The organism is Shewanella chilikensis (assembly GCF_037953065.1).
GTDB classification, from domain to species: domain Bacteria; phylum Pseudomonadota; class Gammaproteobacteria; order Enterobacterales; family Shewanellaceae; genus Shewanella; species Shewanella chilikensis.
The window spans coordinates 1,298,347-1,310,753 of record NZ_CP149966.1; the positions used below are offsets into that span (position 1 = coordinate 1,298,347).

The window sequence follows — 12,407 nt, forward strand, 5'->3', positions numbered from 1 at the left end:
TGGCGCCGTGGCGTCCAGGATAGCTACATCTCATTTGCGCCGCATTTTGCGGCGCTTTAGTTAGTTTAAGGGGAGACCTGTCCCTGGAACGGCAAATATGGGTAAACTAACTAAAGCTGACAAGACTTATTCCAATTTAATACAAGGCAGGAGTTAATTAACCAATGGCAGCCTATTTTTCCATTATTCTGGTGCTGGTGACCTTGGTCAGTGGCCTTATCTGGGCGCTCGATGCCTTTGTGTTGGCCCCCAAGCGTCAGGCTAAACTGGCTTTGGCCCAAGCGCAAAATGGCACCTTGACCGATGAAGTCACTGAAAAAATCATCCAGGAGCCAGGTTATGTGGAAACCTCCAAGTCCATTTTCCCTGTGATAGCCTTTGTGCTAATCCTGAGATCTTTTTTGTATGAACCGTTTCAGATCCCTTCCGGCTCCATGATGCCAACCCTGCTGGTGGGTGACTTCATTCTGGTGGAAAAATTCAGCTATGGCCTGAAAGATCCTGTATGGCGTAGCAAGCTGGTGGAAACCGGCGAGCCGGAGCGCGGCGACATCATAGTATTTAAATACCCGAAAGATGAGCGAGTAGATTACATCAAGCGGGTTATCGGTTTGCCAGGTGATAAGATCATCTATCGCAACAAGGAGCTCTATATTCAGGAAGCCTGTAAAGAGCAACAACCTTGTCCAGGACCTAAACTGGTATTGAGAGCACCGGTCAATAAAGGCGAGTTTCAGGATGATGGCGTGGATCTGCTGCGTTTTCGCGAGCAACTGGGTGAGGTGACTCACGATATTCTGATCAACCCGGCCCGTCCTGAGCCATCGGCTTTCTATTACCGTGAGCCAGGCTTTGCTCAAGGCGAGTTTGTCGTACCTGAAGGTCACTACTTTGCCATGGGCGATAACCGCGACAACAGTACCGACAGCCGTTTCTGGGGCTTTGTACCCGAAGCGAATCTGGTAGGTAAGGCTGTGGCAATTTGGATAAGTTTTGAGTTTGAGCGCCAGCCTCAGGATTGGTTACCTACTTGGGTGCCAAGCGGTGTGCGTTTTGAACGTGTAGGTGGTTTGAAGTGAGAGAACCTGTGAAGAATTTTGCCCGTCTGTGTCGTACTCTGGGGTATGAATTCAATAACATGGCACTGCTGGAGCAGGCCATGACTCACAGAAGTGCGGCTAATAAGCATAACGAGCGGTTGGAGTTTCTCGGAGACTCTATCCTGTCGATAGTGATTTCCGATGCCTTGTATCATCAGTTCCCCAGGGCGACCGAAGGCGATCTCAGCCGGATGCGTGCCACCTTGGTGCGGGGTGATACCCTGGCGATAATTGCCAAAGAGTTTAAGCTGGGTGATTATCTGACCCTGGGCCCGGGCGAGCTCAAGAGCGGTGGTTTTCGCCGCGAATCCATTCTCGCCGATGCGGTGGAGGCCATCATAGGTGCCATCTACCTGGACTCAGATCTGGAAACCTGTCGACCATTGCTCTTGGGCTGGTACCAGCAGCGACTGAAGGCGATTCAGCCCGGGGTCAGTCAAAAAGATGCCAAGACCCAGCTGCAGGAATACCTGCAGGGCTATAAGAAACCTCTGCCTGAGTATACAGTGGTGGCGGTTTCCGGCGAGGCGCACGATCAGACCTTTACCGTCGAATGCCGTATCGAAGAGCTGGATCAAGCCGTATCCGGCACCGGCAGTTCACGCAGAAAAGCCGAGCAGCAAGCCGCTGCTGGGATATTGGAGCTACTGAAAAAATGAGTAAGACCCCAGAGGTACCGGCCCAGGAGCCGAGCCTGGATGAGTTGTTGGCCAATATGAGCCAACCGTCACCGACACCCGCCTATGATGTTACCTACTGCGGTATGGTGGCCATAGTCGGTCGCCCCAATGTCGGCAAGTCCACCTTGCTCAACCGTTTGCTCGGCCAAAAGGTGAGTATCACCTCCCGTAAGCCACAAACCACCCGCCACAGGATCATGGGGATCCACACCGAAGGCCCATCACAGATAGTCTTTATCGACACCCCCGGATTGCACATAGAGGAAAAGCGCGCCATCAACCGTTTGATGAACCGCGCCGCCGCCAGTTCGCTGGCCGATGTCTGCATGGTGATCTTTGTGGTCGATGGTCTCAACTGGACCGCCGATGACGAAATGGTGCTCAATAAGCTGCGTCATGGCGGCAATGAGCGCAAGACAGTGCTGGCGGTGAACAAGGTCGACTATATCAAGGATAAAGAGACGCTGTTTCCGCACCTGGAAGCCCTCGGACAGAAGTATGCCTTCGATGAAATTGTGCCTATCTCTGCCAAGTCGGGTACCAACGTTGGCCGCTTGATGTCGCTGGCGAAAGAGTCACTGCCCGAGAGCGTGCACTATTTCCCGGAAGATTATATTACCGACCGTTCACAACGCTTTATGGCTTCTGAAATCGTCCGTGAAAAACTGATGCGTTTTCTCGGTGATGAACTGCCTTATGATGCCACGGTGGAAATCGAGCAGTTCAAGATGATGGAGAATGGCGTCTATCAGATCAATGCGCTTATTCTGGTTGAACGCGACGGCCAGAAACGCATGGTGATCGGCAAGAAGGGCGAGCGGATCCGCACTATCGCCACTGAGGCCCGCAAGGACATGGAGCAGTTATTTGATAACAAAGTGTTCCTGGAAGTCTGGGTCAAGGTGAAGTCGGGTTGGGCCGATGATGAACGTGCCCTTCGCAGCCTGGGTTACGGCGAAGACTGAGGCCGACTATGCTGCGAGGCTATGTGCTGCACGCCCGGCCCTATCGGGAATCCAGCATGTTGTTGAACCTGCTGGTGGATGGCCTTGGTCGGGTCGACGCCGTTGCCAGAGTCGGCAGTGGCAAACGCTCGATAAAGAGCATAGTGCAGCCGTTTCAGCCGTTGCTGTTCCAACTGAGTGGCCGCAGCGACCTCAGAACCCTGACTCAAATTGAAAGTGCGTCCCCGGCAGTGCCCCTGACCGGGGACGCTTTATATGCGGCCATGTACCTCAATGAACTCTTGGTGCGGGTACTGGGCAACCACCAGAGTGGCGAAGCGCTGTTTTTCAGTTATCATCAGAGCCTGCTGGCGCTGGCCAAGGGCTTTGAGCAGACAACACTGCGCTATTTCGAGCTCAAACTCTTATCCGAGCTTGGCTGCATGCCCTCATTGGTGAAGGATGCTGATGGCGCCGATATCCAAGCCGATGGCTGCTACAGATTCATTCCCGAACAGGGGTTCACCCCCTTTATTGGTGATGCAAGGCGGCAAGAGGCGCTACCGGGAAGCACTCTGTTGGCATTGGCTGAAAATCGCCTTCAGCAAGAGGATTGGCAAGCCGCCAAAGTCTTGACCCGGCAATTGCTCCGGCCTCTGCTCGGCGATAAGCCACTGCTCAGCAGGCAGTTGTTTGCCCGCCGGGGGGGGAAATTCGCCAAGGGAGCCACAGCCGCCCAGCCGAGGGGATAAATGAGCTCTTCAGCCCGCTTTTTTCAAATGCTGCCGTTACAATGGGCAGAGAATAGAAACTGCTTTTATACCGCCGAACAGGCTGGTGCATTACAGGAATTATCAAGGAGTTAAAGATGAATCGAATCTTGTTAGGGGTGAACATAGATCATATCGCCACCTTGCGACAGGTGCGTGGCACCCATTACCCGGATCCTGTGCATGCAGCGGCCGTGGCCGAGCACGCCGGCGCCGAAGGGATCACTATCCATCTGCGTGAAGACAGACGCCACATAGTGGATCGCGATGTCTATCTGCTGGCCAAGACGCTCAAGACCCGGATGAATCTGGAAATGGCGGTTACCGAAGAGATGCTGGATATCGCCTGTGAGGTTAAGCCTGCCTATGTTTGTCTGGTGCCGGAAAAACGCGAGGAGCTTACTACAGAGGGCGGCTTGGACGTTGCCGGTCAGCAGCCGAAAATTGCCGCGGCGGTCAAACGTCTGACCGAGCAGGGCATTAAAGTATCACTCTTTATCGATGCCAACCGCGAGCAGATAGATGCCGCCGTAGCCGTGGGGGCGCCCGTGATAGAAATTCATACCGGCCGCTACGCCGACGCCCACAGCGCCGAAGAGGAGAGCGAGGAGTTGGCCCGTATCACGGAAATGGCGACCTATGCTCATGGCAAGGGCCTGGTGGTCAACGCAGGGCACGGGCTGCACTATCACAATGTGAAGCCGATAGCGGCCATCCCCGAGCTGCATGAGCTGAATATCGGCCACGCCATCATAGCCAGGGCGGCGATAGACGGCCTGGACAAGGCGGTCAGAGATATGAAGCAACTCATGTTGGAAGGTCGCAGAGGCGAGTAATGGCTGTGCTGGGACTGGGAACCGACATAGTGGAAATCGCCCGCATTGAGGCTCAGTTGGAGCGGGGCGGAGATAGGCTGGCCAAACGGGTGCTGACCGAGGCCGAATATGTCCGCTTTCAGACGCTGAGCGAACCGGCGCGATTTCTGGCCAAGCGCTTTGCGGCCAAGGAAGCGGCTGCCAAGGCGCTGGGAACCGGAATCGGCCGCGGAGTCTCGTTTCAGCATATTCATATCAGCAACAATGCCGATGGTGCGCCCTTGCTTGAATTCAGTGATGGCGCGTGCCAACGCCTGGAAACACTGGGCGCCAAGCGGGCACTACTGTCCATTGCCGATGAACGTCACTATGCGGTGGCGACGGTTGTTCTGAGCGACTGAGCTTCAGTCGGAACAGTAAGCTCAGTTTGATAAGTCGAACAATTCATGCTAACCGCATACTTGCTCAATTGATGGTAACTGAGGCCAGAGGTAGGTTGTTAACCTGACTCTGGCCTTTTTGCATCAAGATTCGCTTATTATCAGTCCAGCGATTTCAGCGGCCGATAATGGCCCAGACTGGATGGCAGGACTATGCCCTGGCTTCGCAACTGGTTGACCCGGTTTTGATAGGCGGCGCCTTCGAGCAGTTGCAGTGCCAAGTCCACGGCGCGGCGCTGGCGGTAATCATCCAGGTAGCTATCCTTGGCCCAGGCGTTGAAGGCGCCCAGTGCCGGTCCGGCCCAGATCTGGTAATCCATCTCCCGACCGCTTTCCCCTGTGTTGGACCAGCGGCTCGATAGCCCCAGATACCAGCGAAAAATAAGCGCCATCTTGCGCTTAGGATTGCCCTCGGCGCGGCGAATTTGTTCGGGATCCCGCGCCATAAAGTGGGCAACCGTACCTTGCCAGATTTCATCCAGATTGGCGCGAAATACCTGAGTTTCCAGTTTTTGGCGCTCATCGGCCGGAATGGCCTCTATCGAGTCGTAGCGGCTGTAGATTTCGTAAAGCTTATTGGCTCGCATGGGGAAGAGGGTGCCGCGTTTTACCACTTGCAGCTTGACGCCCATCTCAAACATATCCGCGGCCGGCGCCATGGTGACATCGGCCATTTCCACTGTCGCCAATAGCTTACGGCTGTGCTCGCTGGCACCGGCTTCGATACAGGCCTGATTGATAGAGCCGGTAACAATAAAGGCGGCGCCCATATTGAAGGCCGCCAAAGCCGCATCCGGCGTGCCTATGCCGCCACCCGCTCCAACCCGGATAGGTTCTTGGTAGGCGTATTTTTCCTGCATTTTATCCCGCAAGGCGATAATGGTGGGCAGCAGGGTAACCAGAGGACGATTGTCGGTATGGCCGCCGGAGTCGGCCTCGGCGGTAATGTCGTCGGCCATGGGCACCTGCCTGGCAAGTTCGGCCTGCAGTTCAGTGATCCATCCCTGACTCAGCAGCAGCTGGAGGATTTTCTCCGGCGGCGGCGCCATAAAGTGGGCGGCGACTTCGGTGCGGCTCACCTTGGCTATCACCTTGTTGGCGATTAGGGTGTTGCCGTTACTGTCCCGGCTCAGTCCGGCCACCCGATATCTTACTATGTGAGGGGTCAGCGCCAGAAAGGCCGAGGCTTCGACCGTACGCACCCGGTGTTTGAGGTAGAGCTCGACCGCGCCTTGTTCGAGTGCCGGTTCACTGGGGCTGTGGATCAGGTTAAAGGCGTAGGGGCCGCTTGGCAGCGCCGCCTGAATTCGGCTGATGGCGGCTTCCACTCGGGCGGGCACCAGACCGGCGGCGCCGAATGAGCAGAGTATGCCGGCCTTGCCGAGGGCAATCACCAGCTCTTCGGAGGCGATACCGTTGGCCATGGCGCCGGCATAATAGGCGTACTTGACTTTGTGGCAGGCGGCAAAGGCCGGATCGCCGAGCGCTGCTGCGCTGAGTGGCGGCACCATGGCGCAAACCGGCAGTGTATTGCCGCTTGCACTCGTCTCGGCAAGCTGCGCCTGATTGGCAAACAGGATTTCACCCTTGGTTTGTCTGGCGACAAACAGCGGCTTATCCAGCGCCTTGATTGCGTTGCCGGCACAGTTATCCGTGGCCGCAAAGACATCATCACTGTTCGGGTTCAGGGCCCAGGGCCAATTGAAGCTTGTCATCTTGTTGCTCTCATTATCTGTTCGGTTGTCTTTGCCTGAGGGCTCAGGCTTCTTCAATGGCCAGAGCCAGATCTTTTATTTCATAAATTCGCAGGCCATCTTTGGCGAGCCAGGCATCGGCTGTCAGTGTGACTCTGTCCGGCGTATCCTCTATGGCTGTGATATGCAGCTCCAGCGACATCTGCCGGTTCAGGGGATTGATCTGACCGCGGTATTTCCACTGTACCTGACTCAGGCAATGGGCGAATCTAGGGTTATTGAATTGGCTTCCAAGCCCGGCGTCCAGGGCAAAGGCACTCAGGAGTTCCAGCATGGCTTCCACTCCGAGCGAGCCCGGCATCACAGGGTCCTGATGGAAATGGAAGCGGAAGAACCAGTCAGCGGCATCGATTTTGCGCTCGCCATAGATGTAGCCCAAGTTGGAATGACCGCCTTGGCGGCAGATGCGGATAGAATCGACAAAGTTGAGTCGACCGCCCGGCAGGCGCAGGTGTTTTTGATCCCAAGAGCCATGATAGAGAGCGCAATCGGCGGCGCGAAGATCATAGCTCACATCGGCCTCAAGCCCTTGCTGTTTATCCCAGGGCTCGGTCACCTTGCCGTTATCCAGTCCCAACTGGTTTTTCAGCGCCTCGGCCTTGAAGTAACCAAATACTGCCTCGCCTTCATAGAAGGGTTCACCATCGGCGCTGAGCACAAAGCTGAAGCTCTGGATGATGTTGGTGCCCGCCTTGACAGTGCTCAGCAAACGCGAGTCGTTGCGGATGGTCTTGCCACGCAGGTCAAGCCGGCGCAGCAGTGTGCCTTTACCGTCGAGGTTACGGAAGAAAAGCTCTGTGTCGCCATAGCCCAAGGTGGTGCCCATATAGCCGGAAATAAAACCGTTGGGCTGCAGCGCTATCTCCATCAAAATCGAGTAGGGCATATGCGCCGGGTGGCTGTTTTCACTGAAGTACCAAGCCTTGGGTGGCACTTCATATTCGCCGATACAGGAGGCGGGAGACTTGAAGTCGCCGCGCTTGCCAATCACCTGTGTCACCCTGGTGGTGAGCTGCAGATCGCCGCAGGGGGTGCGCGGTGGGATAAGTCCGCGGTAGGCGGCAAAGTCGGGGCCGAAGCAGTTCTCAATATCGCCGGTGGCAAATTCAAACATATGCCAGGGAGTAAAGGGCGCAGTATCGGGTCTGCGATTCGGGTAGTCCGGCGTTACTGGTGCCGGAACATGCCTGACCGGGAGCACGCCGTGAATGGGCTGAGAGTCCGGGCAGCTTTCATGGCTCATCAAGGGTGCATTGATGGACGCCTGGCGCCCGGCGTTCAACGCCTTGTTAGCATCACTTGCCGAGGCGGCAACCTGTTGCGGCTTTCCGCTGTACTCCTGGTCACTCACTGCACTGTCATCGGCGTACCTGTGGCAGTCTTCATCTTCCTTGAGCATGACGCCAAGATTCTGGAAGTCCACCACCACCTTGCCGTCGAGCAAGATCTCAATATTGGCCTTGGCCCAGGGGCTGGGTGTCAGTCCTATTTCGGTGACTTCCATCCGATAGGTGAGACGATTGGATTGCGGCTGTACCTGTCCGCGGCAACGTACCTTCTGCGGCGCACTTTCCAGTGGTTGGAAACGGCCATTGCGGGTGTGTTTGTGCAGGCCAAGATAGAGCATATAGAACTGCAGCAACTGACCGCAGCCCTCGGCCATCAAGGAACCGGCCATCACCTGATCGTCCTTGAAATGACAGGGGAAATACCAGTGATCCGGCTCCAGTTGCTTGTGCCCTTCAACCAGACCCAGGCCCCAGGCGCCGCCGCTTGGTTCGACTCTGCTGACCTCTTCGATCATCAGGAACTTTTCCGAGGCAAAACACAGCGAGGCTTGGCGGTAACCCAAGTCATGAGATGGGCCAAAGCAGGCGCCGATATCGCCGCTCAGCAGTTGCCTCATTCGCTGGTAATCAAATATCTGTTGTTTACAGTGGATCAAGGGCTGGAATTGGCGCTTGTTCGCCATCGCCAGGTTGCGGGCCTTGATCTCCTCTTCGGTGCGGATGACTCCTTTGCCATCGGCCAGCTCGGCATCGGTGAAGAAACCGGCGCAGCCGTTGTCCATCTTGAGGATCAGACGTTCGCCGACAAAACACTCGTAGGAGAAGAAAAACAGCAGGGTATCGCCGTTGCGGGCAAAGTGATTGATGGAGATGTCGTATCTCAGGGTATCACCGCCACGGGGCAGATCGCCGAGGAAGGTGAGGGTACAGTCGAGCAAACGGTAGACCCGCTCGCCCTTGTTCTCCAGATCTATGCCGAGATAGCTTATCAGCATCAAGTCACACTGGCCCGATTCCACGGCCACCGCCCAGGGGATCTGGCCATCGACCAGATAGGGGGCGTCCACGGGAATATCATACTCTGTGGTCATGGTGCTCGGCTTGTATTCGCCAAGACGGGCATTGAGTTTAGTCACCCTGGAGACCAGCAAGTAATCTGTGGTGGGCAGTCGCACCCGGCGGCGGTAGCTGTCGATCACGGCATACTCGGGGCCGAATACCGGCGCTATGTCGCCCTCGGCGTATTGCACCAGATCCTGATAATTCCAGATACAGGGTTTGTCCTTGGGCACTTGGGATGTCGCTTTGGGGGCAATGGTTTTGGCAACAGCTTCAGCAGCCGTTTGAACCGAGTCCTTGGGCGTGCGCGCTGGCAAAGACACTACTGAGGCGGAGCTCAGGTCTGTCGAGCGCTTGTCTTCTGAACCGATAGTTTCAGCGCTTAAGCGGTTTTTGGCCGTGGCCCCGGCGCCCAAGAGGGCGCTGGCCAGTGCCAGTCCGGTTTCGCGGCTCTTGAGGAAGGCCAGGTGCGCTTCACGTGCCAGCCGTTGATTATCTGCCAGTGCCTGCAGGTGCGCTTCGGTAGCGGCTTTATGGGGAGCGGCCGCAATTTTATCGCCGGGCATGGATTGTCTGAGAGCTGATGGGGCGTGCTGATTGTTCACCGGAGTGAGCTCCTTAGTCAGTTCACTGTTAACTTGTTGGCTGCTGGTGTGCATTGCAGGCGCTGCCTGGGCTTGAGTGTTCTTTGCCTGGGCAAGCTTTTGGCGAATGCCGGTCTCGTGTTTAAGCTCGGCGGTGGCGATATGCTGCTCTATGGCGTCACCGCCAAGGGTGATGGTTTGCCACAGCTGGCGGACATTTGCGCCGGCTATCTTTTGACTGGGCTTTTCACTGGCCCCTTGACTATTCTCTTGACGGTTCTTTTTATTCTGCGTGCGGAGCGCCTGTTGCAGGCGCGCCTTTTGCTCCGCTGACTGTTGCAAAGTAACCGCGGCGCAGCGGCGCTCGCCATCTATCAGCAGGGTGTGGGAATCTTTATCCCTATCCTGGGTCAGGCGCAGCAGCGAGTGCAGCAAACTGGCCATCCCGGCGGCGGCAAAGCTGTGCCCCATACGCGAGACGGCGCTGTGGCTGGTGGCCGCGAGACGACGAAAAGCCTTGATGCTGGGGCTGTGTTCATCTACCTCAGGCTGTGCGTCCCGGCAAAGTGCTTGCTCCCTTGAGTCTGCCGCAGAGAGAGGCTCTGTAGCTGTTAATTCCACTGATGAAAACGGCTTGAAACTCAGCTCTGTCAGGGCGCCGTAGCGGCCGCTTTGATGCGCAACTGACGGCGTCAGCACCAAGGCACCGGCGCCTTCACCCGGTAACAGTCCAAGTTGCTGCAGGCGCTTGCCCGAGTGCAATACCCGCTCGGCGCTGCCGGCGAGATCCACAGCGGCCACTACTACGGCGTCCAACGCCTCGGTGCGGCAGAGATTGGCGGCGACTTCCAACGCCCGGGGGACCGACAGCTCGGCGGCCGAAATACTGAAAGCCGGGCCGTTGAAATCCCATTGGGAGGCGACCCGGGAGGCCATGATGTTGCCTATATAGCTGGTGTATTGATTGAGGCTGGCGCTGGGCAGTACGCTGTCCATCGCCAAACGCTCGAGTTCGAGATACTCATCTTGGCTTAAGTTGATGCCGGCATCGTTAAGGCTCTGGCTAATCTGGCTGTGCAGATTAACTCGGCCGCGGAACTGATGCAGCTCAAGCTCGGTTTCCATGGCGACCAATACAGCCACCCGGCCACCCATGGGCAGATTGGCATCGTGAATTGCATCATCGGCCACCTTGAGCAGCAGTAATTGCTGCGCTACCAGTCTATCCCCCGGATGGGGCGGCAGGCGGAATTTGAGGAAATCCAGTTCAAACTTGTCTATGTAGCCGCCATTGGGAGCCTGTTCAAGCCCCATTCTGGAGAGCAAAGAGCGGTTTCGCTCCAGGCCTTTCCAGCGTTTGGGTGGCAGGGCTCTGGTGGCCGTTTGCCCTTTGGCTATCAGCTTGGCAAGCACCTCGAGTGAGTCGGCGGCGCCGAAATGCGCGGCGGCGCCCTCAATCGCCAGGCAGTCAGCGCCCAGGTTTGCAGCCGTTCCCGGCGAAGGCTTGGCCGGAATAAGCTCTTTGGCCGCATCGGGTCCTGTGAGCAGCAAGTGGGCGTTACAGCCCCCGAATCCGAACACAGACACCCCGGCAACCGGGCCTGTATTGCCCGTTTTGGTCGGCCAGGGGATGGCGCTGCGCACTATATTGTGCTCGCCAAACACGCCGTTGGGCGAGCTCAGCGGCGCCGATATTCTCACCGAGGCAGGTAACAGCTTGTGTTTAATCGACAGCAGCAACTTGATGATGCCTGCCATACCGGCAGCGGTCAGCAAGTGGCTGAGGTTGGACTTGACCGAGCCGATTTTAGGCGCGGCGCTGCCTTCCAGGCGTGGGCCGAAAAACTGTTCCATGGAGCTGAGTTCCACCTTGTCACCCAGAGGCGTGCCCGTGGCGTGGCACTCAACCACCTCCACCTGGGATGGCGCGATATTTGCCGCCTCGGCGGCCCGTTCAAACGCCAGTACCTGGCCCTTGCTGGCGGGGCTTAAGACAAACTGGCCGCGGCCATCGTTGGAAAGCCCTGTGCCTCTGATTATGCCGTGAATGGTATCGCCATCCCTTTGGGCATCGCTCAGGCGCTTGAGCACCAATACGCCGCAGCCTTCACCGGCAAACAGGCCGCCGGAATGGTTATCCAGCGGGGCGCTTTGGCCCGACTCGGGGAAGGCCTGGAAAATGGAAAAGCCCATATGGATAAAGAAGGGATCGGCACCGCTGACGGCACCGGCCAACATCACATCGGCGCTGTGGTTACTGAGATAGTCGCAGGCCAGGCGCAATGCATAGACTGAGCTGGCGCAGGCGGCATCCAGGCTTAGGCTTGGGCCGCCAAGACCCAGGCAATCGCACAGCAGTTCAGAGCCCTGGGCGGCGATATCCGTATCCCAATGGCGAATGCTTGCATCTGTGCCTGGGCCGGTATTTTCGTCTGTTCCCGCATCTATGGCTGACGCCAATGGCGGCATGCCGGGGAAACGGCGTCGCAGCGCCGTATCGACACTGTGATGATACAGCGGCAAAAAGGCCTTGTTGGAAGCTCGGGTAGGGAACGAAAGCGTGCCCATCACGGCGCCGCAGCGCGCCAAGTCGGAAGCGTTTTGTGCAGGGGTTAGCCCGGCGCTTTGCAGGGCCTTGCGGGCGCAATCGAGTGCCCACAACAGGTGCTGATCCCAGGTTTGGGCACCCGTTGCCATTTCATCCGCTGATCTGGCATAGCCCTCGGGCGAGAAGTTTAGCTGGCGAATATAACCGCCCTTATCACAATAGAAACGGTCGCTCTGGCCTTTTGCGCCTTGATAATCGCTGACACTGGCGCCCAATTGGCTGTCATTCAGGGAGCTGATGGCATCCCGGCCTTCGCTGAGCAGTTGCCAGAAGGCGTCCAGATCCTCACAGCCCGGGAAGCGGGCGGCCATGCCAACTATGGCAATGGGCTCGGCTTGTTTACTTGTCACTCTGTTCTCACTTT

General features: G+C 57.0%; 7 protein-coding genes and 1 pseudogene. 6 read left to right on the plus strand and 2 right to left on the minus strand.

Annotated features, from left to right (window positions below; all coding sequences use genetic code 11):
- Positions 1-164 precede the first annotated feature (164 nt).
- The 6 genes from lepB to acpS all read left to right on the plus strand — a co-directional run bounded on the left by lepB (position 165) and on the right by acpS (position 4,710).
- A complete protein-coding gene (lepB, locus tag WKR14_RS06005; RefSeq protein WP_025887849.1) occupies positions 165-1,079 on the plus strand; it encodes a signal peptidase I in 915 nt (304 codons plus the stop codon).
- Positions 1,076-1,759 (plus strand): ribonuclease III, encoded by a 684-nt coding sequence (gene rnc / locus WKR14_RS06010; RefSeq protein WP_101053495.1) that lies wholly within the window; start codon positions 1,076-1,078, stop codon positions 1,757-1,759. The genes lepB and rnc overlap by 4 nt, the downstream gene beginning before the upstream one ends.
- Entirely contained in the window at positions 1,756-2,745 is a 990-nt protein-coding gene (gene era, locus WKR14_RS06015) for a GTPase Era (RefSeq protein ID WP_101053497.1), read from the plus strand. Before rnc ends, era begins: the two co-directional genes overlap by 4 nt.
- A gap of 8 nt (positions 2,746-2,753) precedes the next feature.
- On the plus strand, positions 2,754-3,476 hold the full coding sequence (gene recO, locus WKR14_RS06020; protein ID WP_165564720.1) for a DNA repair protein RecO: 723 nt from the start codon (positions 2,754-2,756) through the stop codon (positions 3,474-3,476).
- 116 nt (positions 3,477-3,592) lie between these two features.
- Positions 3,593-4,330 (plus strand): pyridoxine 5'-phosphate synthase, encoded by a 738-nt coding sequence (gene pdxJ, locus WKR14_RS06025; RefSeq protein ID WP_101053501.1) that lies wholly within the window; start codon positions 3,593-3,595, stop codon positions 4,328-4,330.
- Positions 4,330-4,710, plus strand: coding sequence for a holo-ACP synthase (acpS, locus tag WKR14_RS06030; protein ID WP_101053503.1), 381 nt, complete (start codon positions 4,330-4,332; stop codon positions 4,708-4,710). Before pdxJ ends, acpS begins: the two co-directional genes overlap by 1 nt.
- Before the next feature lie 140 nt (positions 4,711-4,850).
- On the opposite strand, the pseudogene WKR14_RS06035 reads toward acpS, so the two are convergent.
- Positions 4,851-6,281 (minus strand): annotated as a pseudogene (locus WKR14_RS06035) (PfaD family polyunsaturated fatty acid/polyketide biosynthesis protein); the annotation flags it as partial.
- A gap of 226 nt (positions 6,282-6,507) precedes the next feature.
- Positions 6,508-12,393, minus strand: a complete 5,886-nt coding sequence (locus WKR14_RS06040) for a beta-ketoacyl synthase N-terminal-like domain-containing protein (protein ID WP_339087514.1) — start codon at positions 12,391-12,393, stop codon at positions 6,508-6,510.
- Positions 12,394-12,407: the final 14 nt, after the last annotated feature.